Source organism: Kordiimonas sp., assembly GCF_048260245.1.
Classification (GTDB): Bacteria; Pseudomonadota; Alphaproteobacteria; order Sphingomonadales; family Kordiimonadaceae; genus Kordiimonas.
The window spans coordinates 84,706-104,887 of sequence record NZ_JBLXGZ010000006.1 but is presented as its reverse complement, the minus strand read 5'-3'; the positions used below and the strand labels follow the sequence as shown (position 1 = coordinate 104,887).

General features: G+C 51.9%; 15 protein-coding genes. 3 read left to right on the top strand and 12 right to left on the bottom strand.

What is annotated here, in order from left to right; translation table 11 throughout:
- Positions 1-187: 187 nt before the first annotated feature.
- The 3 genes from ACN0VM_RS05315 to ACN0VM_RS05305 form a co-directional block, all read right to left on the bottom strand.
- Positions 188-1,459, bottom strand: a complete 1,272-nt coding sequence (locus ACN0VM_RS05315) for a metallophosphoesterase (protein ID WP_417449811.1) — start codon at positions 1,457-1,459, stop codon at positions 188-190.
- Positions 1,460-1,476: 17 nt separating this feature from the next.
- Entirely contained in the window at positions 1,477-3,096 is a 1,620-nt protein-coding gene (locus ACN0VM_RS05310) for a solute:sodium symporter family transporter (RefSeq protein ID WP_417449810.1), read from the bottom strand.
- 157 nt (positions 3,097-3,253) lie between these two features.
- A complete protein-coding gene (locus ACN0VM_RS05305; RefSeq protein ID WP_417449809.1) occupies positions 3,254-4,114 on the bottom strand; it encodes a MurR/RpiR family transcriptional regulator in 861 nt (286 codons plus the stop codon).
- Between the two features lie 160 nt (positions 4,115-4,274).
- Between ACN0VM_RS05305 and ACN0VM_RS05300 the strand changes: the two genes are divergently transcribed.
- The gene (locus ACN0VM_RS05300) at positions 4,275-5,408 is read left to right on the top strand and encodes a Gfo/Idh/MocA family protein (RefSeq protein WP_417449808.1); all 1,134 of its coding nucleotides are present in this window, start codon (positions 4,275-4,277) and stop codon (positions 5,406-5,408) included.
- 21 nt (positions 5,409-5,429) lie between these two features.
- Here ACN0VM_RS05300 and iolE read toward each other — a convergent pair whose 3' ends face one another.
- Genes iolE through ACN0VM_RS05280 form a run of 4 tightly spaced genes read right to left on the bottom strand, consistent with a single transcriptional unit; the run spans position 5,430 to position 10,909 of the window.
- Positions 5,430-6,326, bottom strand: coding sequence for a myo-inosose-2 dehydratase (gene iolE, locus ACN0VM_RS05295; protein WP_417449807.1), 897 nt, complete (start codon positions 6,324-6,326; stop codon positions 5,430-5,432).
- Entirely contained in the window at positions 6,319-8,163 is a 1,845-nt protein-coding gene (iolD, locus tag ACN0VM_RS05290; protein ID WP_417449806.1) for a 3D-(3,5/4)-trihydroxycyclohexane-1,2-dione acylhydrolase (decyclizing), read from the bottom strand. The genes iolE and iolD overlap by 8 nt, the downstream gene beginning before the upstream one ends.
- Positions 8,160-10,100: a bifunctional 5-dehydro-2-deoxygluconokinase/5-dehydro-2-deoxyphosphogluconate aldolase gene (locus ACN0VM_RS05285; protein ID WP_417449805.1), complete on the bottom strand. Its 1,941-nt coding sequence runs from the start codon at positions 10,098-10,100 to the stop codon at positions 8,160-8,162. The genes iolD and ACN0VM_RS05285 overlap by 4 nt, the downstream gene beginning before the upstream one ends.
- Positions 10,097-10,909, bottom strand: a complete 813-nt coding sequence (locus tag ACN0VM_RS05280) for a 5-deoxy-glucuronate isomerase (protein ID WP_417449804.1) — start codon at positions 10,907-10,909, stop codon at positions 10,097-10,099. Before ACN0VM_RS05280 ends, ACN0VM_RS05285 begins: the two co-directional genes overlap by 4 nt.
- Before the next feature lie 150 nt (positions 10,910-11,059).
- On the opposite strand from ACN0VM_RS05280, the gene iolG reads away from it, so the two are divergent.
- A complete protein-coding gene (gene iolG / locus ACN0VM_RS05275; RefSeq protein WP_417449803.1) occupies positions 11,060-12,049 on the top strand; it encodes an inositol 2-dehydrogenase in 990 nt (329 codons plus the stop codon).
- 136 nt (positions 12,050-12,185) lie between these two features.
- Here iolG and ACN0VM_RS05270 read toward each other — a convergent pair whose 3' ends face one another.
- Positions 12,186-14,462 (bottom strand): TonB-dependent receptor plug domain-containing protein, encoded by a 2,277-nt coding sequence (locus ACN0VM_RS05270; RefSeq protein WP_417449802.1) that lies wholly within the window; start codon positions 14,460-14,462, stop codon positions 12,186-12,188.
- A gap of 263 nt (positions 14,463-14,725) precedes the next feature.
- On the opposite strand from ACN0VM_RS05270, the gene ACN0VM_RS05265 reads away from it, so the two are divergent.
- Positions 14,726-16,798 (top strand): phytase, encoded by a 2,073-nt coding sequence (locus tag ACN0VM_RS05265; protein WP_417449801.1) that lies wholly within the window; start codon positions 14,726-14,728, stop codon positions 16,796-16,798.
- A 64-nt stretch (positions 16,799-16,862) separates the two neighbouring features.
- Here the strand turns inward: ACN0VM_RS05265 and ACN0VM_RS05260 are convergent, their stop codons facing one another.
- From ACN0VM_RS05260 to ACN0VM_RS05245, 4 genes are all read right to left on the bottom strand, one after another.
- Positions 16,863-17,384, bottom strand: coding sequence for a CC0125/CC1285 family lipoprotein (locus ACN0VM_RS05260; RefSeq protein WP_417449800.1), 522 nt, complete (start codon positions 17,382-17,384; stop codon positions 16,863-16,865).
- Between the two features lie 140 nt (positions 17,385-17,524).
- Positions 17,525-18,223 (bottom strand): response regulator, encoded by a 699-nt coding sequence (locus ACN0VM_RS05255; RefSeq protein WP_417449799.1) that lies wholly within the window; start codon positions 18,221-18,223, stop codon positions 17,525-17,527.
- Positions 18,224-18,318: 95 nt separating this feature from the next.
- Positions 18,319-19,104 (bottom strand): gamma-glutamyl-gamma-aminobutyrate hydrolase family protein, encoded by a 786-nt coding sequence (locus tag ACN0VM_RS05250; RefSeq protein WP_417449798.1) that lies wholly within the window; start codon positions 19,102-19,104, stop codon positions 18,319-18,321.
- Position 19,105: 1 nt separating this feature from the next.
- Entirely contained in the window at positions 19,106-20,128 is a 1,023-nt protein-coding gene (locus tag ACN0VM_RS05245; protein WP_417449797.1) for an amidoligase family protein, read from the bottom strand.
- Positions 20,129-20,182 lie beyond the last annotated feature (54 nt).

Genomic DNA, 20,182 nt, shown 5'->3' with positions numbered 1-20,182 from the left:
ACACCATAAAACTGACAACACCCCCTCGGTACCATGGTTGATGAGGTATTATCATAGATCAAAGCTGGCTGAGAAAGAATAAACTGATAAACGATCGCCGCACGAGTATGACTTCAGAATAGAGATAGGCGCCGGTTCGCAAACTGGGAAACGGAATGCCCCTTAGAGGGCATTCCGCGCACTCGCTTCAATGGCCGCGATTTTCAAACTTGTGCTCATACTCCACGTAAGGTTCCCCCGATCCGTCTGTTGGCGTGGAAATTACCCGGACAACACCTTCGTCCCCTTTCAACTCAACATGGGTAAAACCCCAGATCATCCCGCGCACATAGTGTGCTGTCTGCTGTGGGTAGGCTTCAGCTTGAAAGGCCGCGAATTTGTTGTGGGTTGAGCGTTCCTTGGAAGCCGCGCCAGACAACACATGCAGCAAAGGTTTTTCACGTTTTCCCTGCGGGGTAGTTTCACACGTGTCCGTATGCACTTCCAGAGAGTGCTCATGCCCCGCAAAATACACGTCCGCATACTCACATAGTGTCGGCAGCAAAAGCTCTCTAAGCGCTTTGGCCTGTTCGAACTTGGACCCACCAGTCGACCATAGGGGGTGATGCGCAACTACAAACTTCCATTTCGCGGTGGAGTTTTTAAGCGCATCCTCAAGCCAGGGTACCATATTGCGCTCGGCGTCATTGATGGGTTTTGCCCATTCGTCAATGTCGTCCGGTCCAGTGCCTTTCATTTCGCTACCATCTTCGTTGAGGATCGCTTCCGGATAACCGACACCTGACAGCAACACTTCGGTATCGATGACAAACAGCTCTACATCACCATTCCCTGCCTCGGGCTTCACGCGATAGAAAATACCGTCCATGTAAAACTGGTCCGATTTTTCCATATAATCAACCTGCGCCATCGCCCCCTCTCGCGAGGTGTGCCAATCATGGTTCCCCAAGGCGGTATAGATACGGAATTCTGGATCATCCGCGCCAAGCCCTTGATATGGAATGGTAAAAATATCCTCGAAGCGCTTGTCATCATCTATACCATCAGCGCCAAGCGTTGCACCGTCAGGATATATATTGTCGCCAAGCATCATCCCGAATTCACAGGCGTTGACTTCACAGTAAGCCTTCATCGCATCAGCGACGGGTTGCTGCCCACTGCGCATAATATAGCCGCCCATCTCCGGATGAAAATAGAGCGACGGCATCTGAAACTCGGAGGGCGTCTTTTTATCTTCACGCCAATCAGCGCGATAATCTGCCTCGAACGCCTCCAGCGTGCGAAACGGTTCTTCCCAAAGCTTCTTCTTTTGGTAGCCATAATGATAACCGCTATCACCGAACGCCAGAAACGAGATAGTCTCAGAGCCAGATCGCTTTTGCTCGCTCTCTTGCGCGCAGGCAGCGCCAGCCAGCAAGGCAATTGTAGCTACGGTTATTGTTGGTTTAAACTTGAACATCATCATCTCCTGACGTTTCACTGTGCCAGCAGCACATAAAAGAGAATTGTGACAACTGAGATCGCTGCCCCTGCCTTGCGCGCATGTGGCCAAGGTGTGATATCTACCTCGTTTGTATATACTTCCCTATATCCGGTATATGCCGGGTAAATCTTACTAATGGCCAAGATAAGAAGCGTAGTCACGACAAATACCAGCGCCAGAAAATGCAGGAAGTGGATATTTTCTTCGGTCCCAAGAATCCCTTGAAAAAACACTTGCACACTGTCGGCAAATACAAACACCAGCAGATAGAAAATGACTGGCCCCAACACCATGCCCGCTTTTGCCGCACGTGCAGAAACGAACCGCGTGGTCATGCCCAGCAGGATAACGGCCAACATAGGGCCAAAGAAGGTTGCATTGATCTTTTGCAGATAGTTAAACAAGCTGCCACTAGTATCGATCAGCGGCGCAAAGCCCATCGCTATTAACGCCAAGGCCACACTGCAATAGCGCCCGCTTCTAACCATTGTCGGTCCGTCCGCAGACGGATTGATCAGCCCGCGATAGATGCCTTGGCTGAAAAGTGTTGCGGAACTATTGAGCACACTGTTGAAGGTACTGAGAACCGCACCGACCATAACCGCGGCAAAAAAGCCCACAAGAGCGTCAGGCAGCACCGTCTTGACCAACATTGGATACGCAAGAAGATAATCTTCCGGCGCTAATTCATTCTTGAACATGTGGTAGGCAATAACCCCCGGCAGCACGATAATAAAGGGACCCAGAAGTTTAAAGGATGCCGCGATCAGTACCCCCTTCTGTCCTTCAGCCAAATTCTTGGCGCCAAGAGCTCGCTGGATAATGGACTGATTGGTACACCAGAAAAAAATCTGGTTTACGATCATGCCGGTAAACAGCACACCAAACGGCAAGAAAGAGCCCGGTTCATCGCCGGTGATGTCAAATTTGGGTCGCTCGTCAACATAAACTTCCTGTAGGCCCGCCCAGGCATCACCGTCCCCCACAACCATCAGAGCCAGTACAGGTACCAGCAACCCGGCAATCAAAAAGCCCACCCCATTTACTGTGTCGGAAATTGCCACAGCCTTAAGGCCGCCAAATATCGCGTATAAAGAGCCAAGTGTACCGACCCCCCAAACCATGAGCCACGTGGCCGCAGGTTTGCTGATCCCAAACGTCGCGGAAACATCGAACAGACTTTCAAGTCCCGTCGCGCCAAACAAAAGCACAACTGGTAAAATTGCAATAACATAGGAGAACAGAAACAAGAGTGATGCGATCGTCCGCGTCTGCTGGTCAAACCTGTTCGCCAGATATTCAGGGATAGTGGTGAGGCCACTTTTTAAGTATCTCGGTAAAAAATATAGTGCCGTAACCACCATAGCCAACGCAGCTGTGGTTTCCCACGCCATCACGGCTATTGTATGATTAAAGGCATCTGCATTGAGCCCGACAAGATGTTCCGTCGACAGGTTCGTGAGCATAAGCGAGCCCGCGATTACCCAAGCTGTCAGTGACCGACCTCCCAAAAAGTAGGCATCGGAACTGTCCATGTGATCGTCTTTTGTTTTCCAGTAAGCCACGATCGCCACAAATGCGGTAAACGCGACAAAAGTTACCAGAGCCAACATAATCCCCCTCCCCAGAGAGCTTAGCGCCCGTTAAGAATTTACATTTTTTTGTGACCTATTTTTAGAATTTTTATTCTTTTTTTGGACAATGTCAATATATCAATTCTGATTGGCCTACTCGCCTCGGATTTTCTGGCAGATGATTGGCTTTAAAGGTTCATTTGGCGACGATCTGTTCACCGTCAAATCCGAGGCCAATAGCCAGGGCTTGCGCCAGGCACATTGTACCAGTGACGGTACGGAACCCACTTACTGTCACTTTGTCCGTGAGAAAATAGCTGTCGCTAAGCTTAACGATAGGGCTCACCAATTTATCTGTCATCGCAATGACTTTAGCACCACTATCACGCGCCTGTTTCGCTACACCGATCACTTCATCCGCGTAATTGGGGAAAGTTGCAACCACCAGCACATCACCTTCACTAATCAGACGCGCCTGTTCAGTCAAGTTACCGCCAACGCCGTCCAGCAAAAAGGCCCGCATCTCCATATTCCGCATCATATAGTATAGATAACTGGCAACCGGAAATGATCGGCGTTGACCAAGGATATAAACATTGCTGGCAGCCTTGATCATGTCGATGGCTTCGTCGAGCCTTGCAACGGACACCTCGCTTTGCAGCCCGGCAAGCGCATCCCTGTTTGCCTCAAGGAACACGTTGAGTATGGGGTGAACGCCGTCACCCCCTTCCGATGCACCCTCTTTCAATTTCTGGATGCGGTCCGAATAGTTTGCCGAATAGCCAGGTAGCTGCTGCAGCAGATTATTCCGGAAGATTTTCTGGATCTCCGAAAAACCTTCAAAATCCAAGGCTTGCGCAAAACGGATCAAACTTGACGGCTGTACTTCAAGCCGGTTGGCTATATCGGCCGCCGTATCGAGCGCCGTATCTACCGGATTATCGAGAATAAAACGCGCAATCTTCTTGAGCTGCTTGCTCAAACCATCAAACCGGCCCGCAAGTACGATATTGAATTGGTCAAAACTATACCCTGCCCGGCCTTCGCTTTTTACCATGCCCCACTGGCCTCCTGTTAGGTGAAGTTTCTGCTGCGTTTATGACTTAGTGGGCAAGTATAGCCCGCCATGTAAAAAAAGGAATGCAAATTTCCGCTGCAGAATATATATTCCTGCAGCGCCCAAATAAACTCACGCACAGACTTCGGGAAGGAAGCTTATGCGAGACATAGGTATTGGGTTAATTGGTAGCGGTTACATCGGCAAAACCCACGCTATCGCTTACGCAGCGCACAATGCGGTTTTTGGCGGACCCGCAAGGCCTGTTTGTCGGGCTCTCGCCGAAATTGACCAGCAAAAAGCCGACCAAGAAGCAACATCCCTTGGTTTCAAACGCGGCACCGGAAACTGGCGAGACTTGCTGGATGCCGACGATATTGATGTCATCGCCATCGCGACGCCGAACGCGCTACACAAAGAAATGGCCATCGCGGCAATTCAAGCCGGTAAACATGTTTATATCGAAAAGCCGCTCGCTCTCGATGCAACAGAAGCTGAAGCAATCATCAATGCGTACGAAGCGCAAACAACAAATACAAATCCATTGGTCCATATGCTGGGCTACAACTATCTGTGCAATCCGATGATCAGCGTTGCAAAAACCATGATCGACAGCGGGGAACTGGGAGAGATCGTACATTTCCGCGGCAGACATAACGAAGATTACATGGCCAGCCCTGACGTGCCCTTCAGTTGGCGTTGCTCACGCACCGCAGCAGGCACCGGCGCGCTAGGCGACATGGGGTCCCATATTATAGGCATGGCCATGCATCTTGCCGGGCCGGCCTCTTCATTGTCGGGCGATACCACTACGGTCATCCAGAGACGCAAAGATCACACAGGTACGATGCGAACCGTGGAAAACGATGATCAGGCGCAAGCACTTGTGAGATTCGAAAGCGGTGCGATGGGCATCCTCGAAACCAGCCGTATCGCCCTCGGCAAAAAACAGGGGCTTGCCTTCGAGATCGTTGGCACCAAAGGCAGTATTGAGTTTGATCAGGAGCGCATGAATGAACTGAGGCTGTATGAAGCCAATGCACCGATTGGGCGCGCGGGCTTCAAGACCTTGCTGGTGGATAGCAGTTGTCCGGACTTTGGCGCATTTTGCCCTGCTCCGGGACATGGCCTTGGCTACAACGACCTTAAGATCATTGAGGTGAACAGGTTGATGAAAGCGATTGTGGCGGGCGCCCCCGTACCCGTCGACCTCTATCAGGCGCGCGACATTGAGCGGATAATTGACACATGGATTACGTCAGCCGAGCAACGAACTTGGCTCAACCTTGATTAATAAATCAGAGATAAACCGGGCTTATGCAAGCCCGGCCTCCCGCGAGAGTTGAGAAAGTGTGTTGTATCCCAATTTGGCATATTCAAACGGATTAGCTTTCGCGGGGTCCTGCTCAGCCTCAACCACAAGCCAGCCTTTGTAACCCGCAGCTGCCAGCACTTGAAGGCAAGGCAGAAAGTCAACGTCTCCGTCCCCAGGTACCGTAAACACACCATCGACAACAGCCTGCAAAAAGCTGGTATCCTCCGCTTTCACTCCCGCCAACACAGCGTTGCGCACATCTTTGCAGTGAACATGCACAATACGGGTTATATGGCGACGCACCGCCGCGAGAGGATCGCCGCCAGCAAAGGTTAAATGCCCCGTATCAAGTAAAAGACCAACATCATCGCTCGTTTCAACCATCAAGCGATCAATCTCCGGCTCGGTTTCAATTACCGTACCCATGTGATGGTGATATGCGAGTTTCAGTCCACGTCTGGATAGGTGCGCCGCAATCTCAGACAGCCGCTGAGTGAACACCGGCCATTCTTCCTCAGTCATAACAGGACGTGAAGAGAGTTTGGCCCCTTGCTCGCCGTGTATACAGCGGCTGGTTTCCGCCCAGACGACGACCTCGCACCCCATCGCCGTCAACAGCGACAAGTGTGGTTCAAGAGCCCTGATTTCCTCCTCAACGGAGCGAGAGAGCAGTTCGGAAGAATACCATCCTGAAACAAGCTCAATGTCATGCGCCGCCAAGATAGGTTTAAGTAGATTTGCGTCACGCGGGAACTTGTGACCCAGTTCTATCCCGGTATATCCCGCCTCTGCTGCCTCGCTTAAGCAAACCTCAAGAGGGGTCGCACCACCCAGTTCACGCATGTCGTCGTTGGACCACGCGATCGGATTGGTGCCGATACGGACGTTATCAGCCATCAATTTTTTGCTTTCTTTTCATTTGGTTATAATGCGAAACCCGTTCATCGGCCCCAGCGCTATCCGATTGCTCTACAACGGGCACATCCCACCAGTGGCCACCTTCATCGGTGCTGACCGAAGGGTCAGCGTCAATCACGATGACGCTGGTTTTGTCTGCAACCTTCGCGCGGCGTACCGCAGAGGCCAGATCTCCTATCCCGTTTACTTTTTCAGAACGCGCACCAAGCGAACGAGCATGAGCCACAAAATCAATAATCGGCCTCACCCCGTCAATGCGTGTACCGCTGTCGAAAAGGTTATTGAAGGGACGCGACGTGGTGCCCGCTTGCAGTCGGTTGATACAGCCAAAGCCACCATTGTCCACAAGCACCACAATCAGCTTCTGGCCCATCAAAATGGATGTCGAAAGCTCAGAGTTCATCATCAGGTAGGAACCGTCACCTACAAGTACGAACACATCACAGTCATGGGTCCCCATCTTAACGCCCAAACCGCCAGCGATTTCGTACCCCATGCAACTGAAACCATATTCCAGATGATATGTACCGGGTGCTTTGACCTGCCAAAGCTTGTGCAATTCTCCAGGCAACCCGCCCGCTGCGGCGACAATTACATCGCGAGCATCCACCGCACGGTTCAGTGCGCCCAAAATCTGTGCGTCGGACGGCAGCGGACGGGTATCCGGTTTGGTCACGTTCTGAGTGACCTCATTCCATTCTCTTCTTTTTTCCGCGGCCTGCACTCGGCGTCCCTCAGCCGGAGGCATCACCTCTTCAAGCAAAGAGAGCCCCAACCTCGCATCACAGACCAACGGCACGCTACGATGCTTCACCGCGTCAAACGCTGCTACATTGAGATTTAATATCTGCACGTCGGGGTTCGCAAACAGCGACCGCGACCCGGTCGTGAAATCAGCAAGCCGGGTGCCAACCGCCAAAATCAGGTCGGCTTCCATCGCCAATTCGTTGGCGCCTTTGGTGCCGGTAACCCCGATACCGCCAACATTGAGTTCAGACGCCCACGACAGACTACCTTTACCCGCTTGCGTTTCTGCAACAGGAATACCGCGATGATGCGCGAAAGAAGACAACGCTTCTTCCGCCTTGCTGTACAAAACACCGCCACCAGCAATAATGAGTGGCCTGGAAGCCTTGGAAAGCAATTGTACCGCCCTCTCAAGCTCATGCAGATCAGGCCCCTGACGGCGCATCCTGTGCACCTGAGGCTCAAACATCGCCTGAGGGAAGTCATAAGCCTCCGCCTGCACATCCTGTGGCAAACAAAGTGTAACCGGGCCGCAATCCGCCGGGCACGTCAGCACCCGCATGGCTTGCGGTAAACTTGTTACAAGCTGCTCAGGTCGCGTAATACGGTCAAAATAGCGACTGACCGGGCGGAAACATTCATTCGCAACTTCAATAGAACATTGGGGGTTCTCTATCTGCTGCAAGACCGGGTCCGGACGCCTGTTCGCGAACGTATCACCCGGTAACAACAGCACCGGCAACCGGTTGACATGGGCAAGCGCTGCGGCCGTAACCATGTTGGTCGCTCCTGGCCCTACAGAGGTAGTGCATGCCATCATCTGGCGCCGTCGCTTGGCTTTGGCAAAAGCAATTGCAGCATGAGCCATAGCCTGCTCATTATGTGCCCTAAACGTCGGGAGGCTGTCTTGTACCTGTGACAGTGCCTCCCCAAAGCCTGCAACATTGCCATGCCCAAAGATCGCAAAAACACCCTCAAACATTGGCAATATTTCTCCGTCCACGTCAACGGATTGCGCAATCAGGTAGCGCGCCAGCGCCTGACCCATCGTTAAGCGTGTCGTTTTCATGCCTTTACCTTTTGCTTCGCCGAGGCTGTTTCACGGGCAGTGATCCAGCCATCAATCAAACGCCGGTATCGTTCCGCCATACTTGCCACTGCTTGTTCGTCTGCAATATCGTCCGCAAACCAGCCGCGGGCAACGTCACCAAAAATGGTACGGCCAACAGCAAAGCCCTTGCAGACAGAATGTTGCGCAGCAGTTATTATTGCCGCCATCACATCCGCTTCGGGTGCATCAAGGCCAAGAAGGACAATACCCCGGCAATGTGGGTCACGCTCGCGCACAATGTCTGACAACGTCTGCCATTCATCATCCGACAACGGGCTAGGTAATTTCCACCAGTCAGGATAAATGCCGATATCGTAGAGGCGTTCTATGACGTTGGCGATAGTGTGATCTGACCGAGGCAGATCAACAGGCGGTATAATTTCGACCAACAGTTCATGGCGCGTTGCCCGCGCTGCAGCTGCCAGACGAAGCAATTCAGCTTCTTGTTCCGCCCGCAACGATTCAGTATCGTCGGGATGGTAAAAAACGAGGCATTTCACGCAGTGTTCCTCAGGCCACTCACGCAGTGTCTGCATCAGGCTGGGGCCACCCTCAAACTTAAGGGGCCTCGACCCCGGATATTCAATTGGCCGTCCTATCCATATATCGCCACCGCTGGCCTCATCAAGGGCATCTTGCCCAAGCCGGCTATCACACAGCAAGCCGAGACCCCGGCCACTATAATGGACCTTCGCCTGTGAAAATGCCTTGAAACACAGCGTCTTAAATTCAGCGATGGCCTCGGTGCCCTTGCCCGCATCTCTGGCCATGTCTTCAAGCTGCTTTCGGTGATCAAAGGCGAACGCCAGCACCTCGTCATACTTTCGCTGGCGTGTGGTGGACCAATGCAATTGCTCAAGTTCCTGATCATGGCGCAAGCTATGATGCGCACTACCTTTGGCGATAAAGTGCTGTATTTCCTCGTAACTGGGGATGGCAGGTGCACAGCCGTGCCGTGAAACGACCAGCGCACCGGAGGCATTTGCAAGGCGACAGCTTTCGTCCCAATCGCGCCCGGCAATATAGCCTCGCAGCAAGCCCGACATGAAGGCATCCCCTGCCCCCAGAACATTAAACACCTCAATCGGAAAACCAGGTTGGAGTTTGTTTTCCTCAAGCTTGTGAGGGATATCACCCTCAAAAACTGTGCAACCCTCCGGACCCAATTTCAGCACCAGCGTCGCATCACTTTTCTGCCGCACTTGCTTCAGTGCCAACATCGTATCAGTGGAGCCCCCCGCAATGTGGAACTCTTCCTCTGTGCCGACGATCAGATCACAAAGCGGAAGTATTTCGGCCACGCTTTCGCTAACGGCTGAATCCGCCACAAAACGTTCCTCACCAAGACCAAGCGCCGTAAGCCCCCAAAGTACTGGACGGTAGTCTATATCGAAGACAACCTTAGTCCCTGCGGCTCTTGCATATTCTACAGCTTTAAAGCTGGCATGCCGCACACCGGGTTTGGACAAATGTGTCCCCGTCACGACCAAGGCTTTTGCCGATGCGATGTAGTCGGCGTCAAAATCATCTGCGTCCAGGGCCATATCGGCGCAGTTTTCCCTGTAAAAGATCAGCGGAAAGGTATCCCGGTCACGTATCCCCAGAAACACCAGCGCGGTAAGCCGGTCTTTGTCTGTGCGGAGGTGGCTGACATCCACACCCTCCGCGACAAGCGTCTGACGGATGAAGCGGCCCATATGCTCATCCCCTACACGACTGAGAAGGGAGCTTTTGAGCCCCAACCGGGCCGTCCCCACAGCAATATTCGCCGGACAGCCGCCAATATACTTGGCAAAACTGCTCATATCCTCCAGCAATCCGCCCACTTGCTCACCGTAGAGGTCGACGCCAGCTCGCCCCATACAGATGACATCAAGGCACTTTTCGCGTGTCATAGGGTAATCCCTTTGGGCTGCCAGAAGTCCGCGTCTTTATCCATGGTCCAGGCATGCTCATCAACAAATTCGGGGATGCCATAACGACTGTCCGGCAGATGGCGAATAACCCAGGCATAGTACATGCCGTACCCAGGTGCTGCGACCTGCGCATGAGTCTTTTCATCAAGTATACGAACACTGTCATAGGGGCGAATTTTAAGCACATCATCATCCAACTCACCGTGCCCCCAACCACGCGGGTCCGTGAAGCGGTAATGGTATATCTCGGGTTGAGCGTGATGATGCGGCGGATAGGATGACCATTTCCCCGGCATCGTGATAACTTCACCCAAAACAAGCTGGGCATCAGGCGACGAGTTCGTGTCATCAAAGATAGTGCGCACAAAACGCAAGCAGGTTCCACCAACCTGCCCCTTGCCCCGCGGTTCATCAATCCCCTTCTCGGGGGCGTAAACTTCAGTCGGGAACGTCGCAGTATTGTCGCACTGATAGATGGTAAACTCGGCATCGGTGTCGGCGATTACCTGAAACTCAACGCCCTTTGCTCCGTGCACGCAGGAGGGATGTTCATCAAACAATGACCCCCGCGACCACGTCAACACTTTGCCGCCAATCTTGAGGGTGACTTTGCCGCTCATGAGAAGCCACGCTGTCTCGTTCTTGAACTGCACGCTTATACTGTCGCCTGCCTGCAATCGCCAAACTGCAACGCCAATCCCGGTTGGTTCGTTTGGATCGGTGTGCTCCGTGATAGCGGTATAGCCCACTTCGAAACCATTGCGATAGTCTGTGATATGCTCAAACATAAGCCCTCCCCGGTAGATTGACGCCCGTGGTACGATGCGCGATGACCTTTGTATATAAATACCATTTACGAAAAGAAATATTTATTCTATTTTAATAATAGGTCAAGAATTTTAATTCTGTTTTGTAATTTTTCTGGGAGGAAACCCAATATGAGTCATGGGATTTGTCTGATTGGCGCAGGTCGCATCGGATTGATACATGCTGCCAATATAGCAGCGACAGACGGCATCGAGTTACGACACATCGTGGACCCGGTAGCAGAGGCAGCGGCCAGAATCGCAGGGCAATGTGGTGGGCAGGTGACGGATCTTGAGACCGCACTGGCAGACCCTGCCGTGCACGGAGTCGTCATTGCCAGCGCTACAAACACCCACGCGGACCTGATTGAGCAGGCAGCCGACGCAGGCAAAGCAATATTTTGCGAAAAACCGGTCGCGCTCGATGTTGGCCGAACGGAAAAGGCGATCGCGAGAGCGACTGCACGGAACGTGCCCCTGCTCCTTGGTTTCAATCGGCGCTACGATCCCGATTTCGCAGCGCTTAAACGTCGGACCAGTGAGGGACTAATTGGCGACGTCGAGATGGTACACATTACCAGCCGCGACCCGTCCCCTCCACCGGTATCCTATATCAAAACAAGTGGCGGGCTATTCAAAGACATGATGATCCATGACCTTGACATGGCGCGTTGGTTGCTTGGTGAAGAACCGGCCTTCGTGACCGCGCAGGCAAGCTGCCTCATCGATCCCCAGATTGCGGACGCAGGTGATATCGACAGTGCGCTCGTGACCCTTCGCACCGCGTCCGGTAAACTGTGCCAGATATCCAACAGCCGCCGCGCTGTGTATGGTTATGATCAAAGGATTGAGGTCCATGGCAGCCTTGGCCTCGCCTGTGCAGGCAACAGGCACGAAAGTACTGTTCGCATTAATACGGGCAGTGGCGAATCAACAGATAAAATTCAGCATTTTTTCCTGGAACGTTACGCCTCGGCCTACCGGCGCGAAGTATTGCACTTCAGAGATATACTGGACGGAGGCACAGAGCCCTTGACGTCTGGCGAAGACGGCCTGCGAGCCCTGGTTCTGGCAGAAGCGGCGTCACGATCATTCTTAGAAGGGGTAACCGTCGCGCTATAACGTCAATATCCTCACCACTAAAAGCCGACACAGTCATATGTGTCGGCTTTTTTTGTTTCATTGTCCTGCAAAAAAAAGGGGCCGGAAAACCGGCCCCAGTCTCCAAATGTGCCCCAAAGCACATGGGAAAGGAGTATCAGAAATTATATCGTGCTGTCAGAAGAAAGACGCGAGTTGACTTTTCGCGCTCAACCTCGAATTCGTCAACCACGCCCGCCCGCATATCGGCAAGGCTGTCAAAATTACGCTCTGCCTGATTGCTCTCCGCATTAAGCAGATTGTTCGCCGTGAGGCGCAACACCAAGCCGAAATCGAAGCGTTTCTCAACAAAGAGTTCGAGGTTTCCGCCATAATACTGATCTTCGATCTCCGCGAAAAACACGCTTCGCGCCAAGCCCTGCTTTTGATAGCTGAAGCCTGTTGTTGCTTCGATACTTGGGAAGTTTTGCGTCATCCCAAAGTTATAGACATATTTGGGCTGATGATTAAAGCGCACGTCTTGCTGCAAAAACTCATCGTACCTACTGGACCAGATACGGGTATAGTTCGCGAAGAAACCCGTTTCATCCAGCCCAAGGAACGAAAGTGGTGTACTGACGTCAAATTCGACACCATATGTTTTGCCGTCCCCGACATTAGCATAGCTGTAGAGCCCACCGTCTTCAGTGTCCCCGGTTCGCACCAGTTGGGAAAGGTCTGAAACTTTGCGGTAAAAGAAATTCACCCCGAAAATACCGTTGCTGGGCAGGACATGTTCGTAGCCAACATCAAGTCCCCAGGACTTTTCCATCGCCAGATCAGGGTTACCAATGGTGATATCGTCATCATCCGGTTCATCCTGCAACTCGGCGGGCACCAACTGGTCAAAGGTGGGACGCCGCACCGTACGGGCGACGCTAAGGCGCAACTGGCCGTTTTCACCCAGATCCCTCTGCACATGCAGAGACGGGTTCAGGAGCGTAACCGTGCTGGAAGCTTCACCGGCGCCGACCGTATTGACAGTTGTTTTGGTGTGCTCAAGCCTAAGGCCTGTCTCAACGGTCATCGAACTGCCCAGTTGCCATTCTCCCACAACGTAAGCATCGTAGCGGTTCTCTTTGACCTCGAAGTCGCTTTCACTATCGACGTCAAGAACCCCCGCGTCATCAGCTTCCATGAGAGTAAGGCCATAATCGCGTTTCTTGAGCTTGGCGGACCCGCCATATTTCAATGACATGAAGTCCAGCTCGTGCTCGATGCCAAAATCTGCGGCGAATTCCTTGTCTACACTGTCAACAAGCTCACGCTCTCGGTCTTCAAGACTTTCACTGCCATCATCGAAGTCAAATTCACGATCATACTGATCTTCTGTATTCTCGAATTTGCTATAGCGCACCATAGCATCAAAGGATGTAATATCTGACAGGCTTGTCTCGTAAAGGCCGCTTATGCCAAAACTTTTTTGGTCAATCGCGGTATCCTGACTTGCCACTTTGTCACCAACCAATTCGCCGTCGTCACGCTCCCATTCGGTCGTATCCTCACGCTCGTCACGGTTGGTATCAATATAAAAGCCATCCACGCGAAACTCACCAGCATCTCCGACCTTGAAGGTCACATCGGCATTGAGAGAGATGTCTAGGTTCTCGCGGCTGTCAAGCTGGTGCGCGCGGCCATCGGCGACAGATGCGTTAAAATCATCAGGAGCAAAAAGCTCCCGGCCATCAACGGAATTGGGAAAATCACCGGCGACAATAGTCTCCTCGACAAATTTCTTGGCATTAAAACGTTGCTGGATATTTGCGGTAACAGAATAAAAGACCCTGTCGTTGTCACTGCGCCCTGCGTAGGAAACCGCACCGGCACCGCGTAGCTCTTTGTCTTTAGCCGAATATAATGCACTGGCACGAATAGACCCGCCCTCAGGAAGGGTTGCCCCCTCCTTGAGCACTATATTGATGGTTCCCCCGACGCCCTGACTATCAATGTCGGCGCCCGGGCTGCGAATAACTTCAATCTTTTCGATGATTTCAGCAGGAATACGGTCCACCAGAACCGTACGATCATTCCCTGCCCCGGGAACCGGGCGGCCGTTGATTAGCACCTGGGTGAAACCATCCGCCATACCGCGCATTTGCGGGGCATCATATTCACCAATATCACTTGTGAATGCCACGCCTGGCACGCGTTTCAACATGTCGCCTGCAGAAATAGGCTCAAACTTCTGGAAAAATTCGGTATCGTAGCTCAGTTCCGGCGACACGGATGCCGTGCGGTTCCGTGTAACAATTTTACCGGTAACCACGATTTCTTCCAAATTGATATCTGCTGCAGGTTGATCAGAGACCTCTTCGTCCTGCGCCATGGCCTGCGGCGCCAAAGCCAATATCATGCACGAACATAATAGTCGGCTCTTTAATATTGCGTGTTTCATGTTAACCTCCCCAGGTTCCCTGTTTTGTTTCATCTGATAACCTTTTCACCCGCGCCCGACCGAGCAGATGTACCTGAGCGCGAAGCACCTTCCGACGGATACAGAAGCCCATTAATGATGGGAATTACCTTTTCCGTTTGAGTTATTATAGAATTTATATTCTTTTTTTCAACAGAAATGAAAATTTTCTTTCTTTTCCTCTTGAAAGCTATGCGAAACAACGCATATTGGAGGTTCGGGAAGCCTGAAAGGGAGGAACCAAAATGAAATTCAACCGATATTTAGCGACTGCTGCAGTCATCGCTCTCGCCGCCTGCTCGCCAAAAGCAGAATCAGCAAAAGACAGCGATACCAGCGGTTTACCTGCAATAAAAACCGTTGCCGTCACCTTGGAGACAGTACCCAGCACGTCTGACAGCGCTGCTGCGGCTCTGATTTGGCCAGGCACAGATAATGCGCCTGAATATATACTGGGCGCTGTTGAGGATGGCATTGAAGTCTACGACGCCAACGGGCAATTGCTCTCCAAAACATCAGGGGGGGAGATTGAATCGTTCGACATCGTCCCAGGATTGGGAAGTAGCTCACCCGGTCTCCTGCTGGCGCTTGATACATCGGACAGTAGCTTGAATGCATACGAACTCGTGAATGGCACCCTGCAACAAAAGCAGGCCGGAGCCATCAAGTCTGCCCAACTACTGGAAGGCATGTGTGCCCTAAAAAGCCCACTGGACGGAGAGACTTATGCGTTTTTGCTCGCGAGCAATGGTCAGGTCGAGCAATGGAATATCTATAGTGCCGATAACGGCGAAATTAAAAGTAAGCTCATCAGGTCCCTGCAACTGGGTACCGAGCCAAAATTCTGTGTAACCGATAGCCACCGCAACACAGTTTACGTAACAGAAGAAGCGGTCGGCGTCTGGCAGTTCGACGCTGACGTCGAGGCAGAGACAGTACCTGAATTGATAGACGTGAAAAAATTTGGTCACTTCAATGGTGAAGTAGGCGGGCTGGCATTGCATCATACAGCAAGTGGCCAAGCTGTACTTTTTGCGTCGGATGTCGAAACGAGCCAAGTCAACCTATATGACGTTGAGGATGATCACCGCTATGTAGGCAGCGCCAAATTTACAGCGAGTGGGCTCTATGACGCGGTTGATAACGCCGGTAGCCTGTTCGCTGGCAGCGGATATCTGGTGTTAGCGGACGAAGACAACGGCGACGACGCCACTAATTTCAAGTTGGTAAAAATCGACGAAATCGCCAAAACATACGCTTTTGACACTTTCACCGCTTCAGACGGCGCCGACGCCAGCTCAAGCTTTGCTCTTGTCAAGCCGACGCTGGAAACGGCTCCTGTGGCTGACGGCGGCGATGCGGCCGACGACCCGGCTATCTGGGTGCACCCGACCGATCCGGCCGAAAGCTTGATTCTGGGCACCAACAAACAAGGCGGATTATATTCTTACAAGCTGGACGGCACCGTTCATCAATATCTTCCGGATGGCCGGGTAAATAACGTAGACATTCGCTACGGCGTCACCATTGGTGACCAAAAGCTAACCATTGTAACGGCCAGTAACCGGACCGATGAAAGCATATCGATTTATGTGATGGATGAGGATAGCGGTATGCTATCGGACATCGCAGATGGCGTTCAGAAGACAGACATGCATGATCCGTACGGCCTGTGTATGTATCAAAGCGCCAACGACAATAACACTTATGTCTTTATGAACGAAAAAGATGGCCTTGTACGCCAATGGCGCCTTGAAGAGGGAACCAATGGTCGGGTTAAAACAACGGCTGTGCGTGAGTTTGCAGTTGGCAGTACCGCTGAAGGCTGTACCGCAGACGACGACACCGGGTCGCTGTTTGTCGCGGAAGAAGACGTGGCGCTGTGGAAATATGGTGCGGAGCCAGATTCCGGTGCAACTCGTACAAAAATCACTGACCCCACTATGAATCCGGCACTCAAAGATGACCTTGAAGGTGTCTCGATATATTATGGTGAAGGAGAAAATGGCTATATTGTGCTATCAAGCCAAGGCAACAATAGCTATGCGCTCTTTGACCGGCAGGCACCACACACCTATCGGGGTTCATTCCGCGTGATTGCCAACAGCGAAGCTGGTATCGACGGTTCCTCCGAGACAGATGGTCTGGATATCATCAGCACCCCTCTAGGGCCGCGGTTCCCGTATGGTGTATTTGTTGCACAAGACGGACGCAACATTGCCCCAGCTGAACGTCAGAACTTCAAGCTGGTGCCTTGGGAACGCATTGCAGATAAACTGTCGCTGGATAAGCACACCGAACGCACCCCCAGAAAATAATGATGAAAAAAAAGGCACAGCCAAACCGGGCTGTGCCTTTCCTCTATTAAGCTCGGCCTGGTAATTAGAGACGTTCGCGCATGGTTTCAACGAGACCGTGCGCCTCATAAAAAGCGCCGCCGTCAGGCTTGTCACCCTCGCCCATGACGATTTCAACTAACGTAACCGTAGTTTCGCGGCCACGATAGCGCGTCTCCGTTGTCATCGGTTCTATGTAAGCGGGCCGGGTCACCGTACGGCAGGACAACACACCGCATTCACGGTATGTGGTCGCATGAACGCGCATGTGGGTTACCGCATGAGCATGACCTTCACCGCGGTCGATATCCGTGTCACGGTCTACAACCTCAAACCAGTCATAACCTTTTTCCAATGTTAGCTCGGCCGCACGCAGCAAGGCGTAGTCGCGGGCCAAACCCGCATCATCGCCTTCAGTTTTATAAGCAATACGATAGCGATTTTTTTCGATCACACTTTCATAATAACCAAAGTCACCGGGTTCATCGGCAGCAATGTAGCGGGGACCGGTCGATGCACAAGCTGTAAGCGCGCAAGCGAGCGGCAATGTCAATAAAATCTTCTTCATTAGAACCTCCTGAACAGGCAAAATCTGCAACTGTATGCAGTTTAAGAGGCTTCAGATGAATTCTCGATATGCACTGCCGCGTGCTTTCATAAAGCGACGATAAATTCCGCAGTAGCCGCCATGACGAGCAACACCCCTGCTCAGTCTTCCACCAACTCCATGCGGTAGCCAATACCGGATTCCGTCACGATATAGTCGGGGCTGGCTGGGTCCAGCTCAATCTTTTCCCTGACCTGACTTACATAGACACGCAAATACTGCATGTCGTCGCCATGCGCTGGTCCCCAGACCTCATGCAGGATCTGCCGGTGGGTAAGCATTTTGCCCCTCTGCACCAGAAAATAGCGCAATAGGTCATATTCTTTCGGTGTAAAATCCACCTTTTCGTCGTCAATCAGCACTTCATGCCGCACAAGATCCATTTTGATCCGGCCGTTCTTCAAAATTGGCTCACCTGCCTCCTGTGTAGCGGCTTTTCTGAGGTTTGCCGTAATCCTTGCCAGCAAGACATCCGGATTAAAGGGTTTGGTAACATAATCATCTGCCCCTCTATTAAAGGCTTCAATCATTTCTTTATCACCGTCCCTTACTGAACAAACGATAATAGGGACCTGGGTCCACTCCCTTATTTGTGCAATAACATCCTTACCGTCCATATCAGGCAGGCCTAAGTCCAGCAGGATCAGGTCTGGCTTGAGAGACGCAGTCAACCTGACCGCTTCACCACCTTTTTCCGCCGCCTCGCACTTCAGGTCATTGGCTTCCAGCGAAATTTTAAGGAGTTTCCTGATCTGAGGTTCGTCATCGACCACCAGAATCGTGCTTTTCTTCTGTTTCATAATCTATCCCCCTATGCTGCGGTACCAGTCAGGTCCCTCTCACAACATATTTAATATGAATATAATCCCATATGGTCCCAGCTTAGCAATGTTCCCTAAGCAGGGTTGTCTGAAAACAATTGAGCCTTGATGTCCCGCGAATAATTTTCACGGCGGTCCTTTGCGAGAGAGCCGCCATTGGCACTTGCGGCCACCAGCGCGGCAAAGATACGGCGCTGGGCGCTGGCATACAACATAAACTCCGGGTGCCACTGGACGCCAATAACAAAATGATCTCGATCAGCTCCCTCTATTGCCTGCACCATGCCAAACTCGGCGTCGTGGGCAATACTGAGCAAGCCATCGCCCAAGCGGTTGATTGCCTGATGATGAAGGCTATTCACCCAAAGATCGTCAGGCTTATCAAGTAGAGTACGCAAGTTGCTTTTCCCGTCAATAATCACCTTACGACGCGCAAAAACCTTACCAAACGTACTTTGAGTGGGCAAAAAGCCATCGAAGATCGAGGGAACATCCTGATGCAGGTCGCCACCACGGACAACATTGATCATCTGCGCGCCACGACATATGCCAAGGAGAGGAAGCTTGGCTGCATAAGCCATCTCGACGCATTCGGCTTCAAGCCTGTCCCGGTATGGGTCCAAGCCGACACTATGCGTATTAGTCTGGCCATATAGTTTTGGATTGATGTCGGCACCGCCCGAAACTACAAGTCCAGTCAGGTTCCGCGTAAGTCTCAGGTTATGTTTCGGGCTCACCCGTACGGGACGACCTCCAGCCAACCAGATACCGTATCCGATCGCTGTATATGCAAGGTAATTGGCTTTTGCTCCCGTTGTGATGCCTATTAAGGGACGGCTGTTTTCCTGTACAACTGTCATGTTACCCACCTCCGACGGAGAGACGCTGGCCAGCTTTCACCGTGCCCTGCTCGCTCATCTTGTCGGAAAATGTTTGCGGGTCTTCCCGGTACTCTCGCTTCATATCTTTCAGGTGGTCTTCATCAAGCGCGAGGCTTTCTACCAACAACCACCGGTCCCACTCAGTCATTAACGACCAGCTCCCGTTCGAGACTTCGCAGTTAGGCAAACGATAATGGTAGGTGGGGCGTGCATTGATTTTTTCATCTTCACCGTAAAGCTCCTGCACCAGCTTGCTGTCTAGCTCAGCAAACATGGGTAACATATCCAGTGCCTTGTTGCGGCTGGGATTAAAACGATGATAATCCCTGATTAACTGGTTCATGGTGGGCTCATAGTCATCTGCAAGCAAGTGCTGCAGGTAGTCATCGCTATACGGCTCGATAAAAGGTGTCATCCGGCGGGCAATATCAACCGCATGCAGTTCCTTGAGCAATGGGTATAAAAGCGCAAAAGACTGAATGTGCTTTACAACACTCTTTGCCTCCAACGACACCGCTTCCGGATTAATATGCAAACCAAAGGCATGGTGCAGTGATGACTGGGTATCCTGCGCGTTTTCGAAAAAAAGCGCTTCACGCAACCGGTCAAGCTCGGCAATCTCGTCTATAAGTATAGGGGGCGCAATGATTTCTAGCGGAGCGATTTTTTCCGAAATAGATGTAACCACGTCTCCGGCGGCATCGGCCGTCTTCTTCATCAGGCGGTCGAAACCGTCCGGTTTCGTTTTGGCTTTGTATTCCATGCCTGCTAATATTTTTTTTACCGGCTCGGCGTCGATCTCCAATCTGAAGTGACCTAAAGTCGTGTCAGCGACATACCATTCCGCCTTCGAAAGTTCCTCAATATCACCGCCAAATAGCTTTTGAACAATACGCGCAGCCCGCCATAACGGCACTCCGGCATACTCTATCTCAAACCCTACTTTGCGCGCTCGCCCACGCTCCGTCCGCGTGACAGCCTTGGAATTTTCCGGTACTCGCATAACTCTATTTTCCTTTTTCCTTGCATCTAAGCATATAGGCAGGCCGCTAAAAAT

Bases quoted from the DNA above. Each gene is read 5' to 3' on its own strand.
- ACN0VM_RS05315 (WP_417449811.1), bottom strand. From the start codon at position 1,459: ATGTTCAAGTTTAAACCAACAATAACCGTAGCTACAATTGCCTTGCTG.
- ACN0VM_RS05310 (WP_417449810.1), bottom strand. From the start codon at position 3,096: ATGTTGGCTCTGGTAACTTTTGTCGCGTTTACCGCATTTGTGGCGATC.
- ACN0VM_RS05305 (WP_417449809.1), bottom strand. From the start codon at position 4,114: ATGGTAAAAAGCGAAGGCCGGGCAGGGTATAGTTTTGACCAATTCAAT.
- ACN0VM_RS05300 (WP_417449808.1), top strand. From the start codon at position 4,275: ATGCGAGACATAGGTATTGGGTTAATTGGTAGCGGTTACATCGGCAAA.
- iolE (WP_417449807.1), bottom strand. From the start codon at position 6,326: ATGGCTGATAACGTCCGTATCGGCACCAATCCGATCGCGTGGTCCAAC.
- iolD (WP_417449806.1), bottom strand. From the start codon at position 8,163: ATGAAAACGACACGCTTAACGATGGGTCAGGCGCTGGCGCGCTACCTG.
- ACN0VM_RS05285 (WP_417449805.1), bottom strand. From the start codon at position 10,100: ATGACACGCGAAAAGTGCCTTGATGTCATCTGTATGGGGCGAGCTGGC.
- ACN0VM_RS05280 (WP_417449804.1), bottom strand. From the start codon at position 10,909: ATGTTTGAGCATATCACAGACTATCGCAATGGTTTCGAAGTGGGCTAT.
- iolG (WP_417449803.1), top strand. From the start codon at position 11,060: ATGAGTCATGGGATTTGTCTGATTGGCGCAGGTCGCATCGGATTGATA.
- ACN0VM_RS05270 (WP_417449802.1), bottom strand. From the start codon at position 14,462: ATGAAACACGCAATATTAAAGAGCCGACTATTATGTTCGTGCATGATA.
- ACN0VM_RS05265 (WP_417449801.1), top strand. From the start codon at position 14,726: ATGAAATTCAACCGATATTTAGCGACTGCTGCAGTCATCGCTCTCGCC.
- ACN0VM_RS05260 (WP_417449800.1), bottom strand. From the start codon at position 17,384: ATGAAGAAGATTTTATTGACATTGCCGCTCGCTTGCGCGCTTACAGCT.
- ACN0VM_RS05255 (WP_417449799.1), bottom strand. From the start codon at position 18,223: ATGAAACAGAAGAAAAGCACGATTCTGGTGGTCGATGACGAACCTCAG.
- ACN0VM_RS05250 (WP_417449798.1), bottom strand. From the start codon at position 19,104: ATGACAGTTGTACAGGAAAACAGCCGTCCCTTAATAGGCATCACAACG.
- ACN0VM_RS05245 (WP_417449797.1), bottom strand. From the start codon at position 20,128: ATGCGAGTACCGGAAAATTCCAAGGCTGTCACGCGGACGGAGCGTGGG.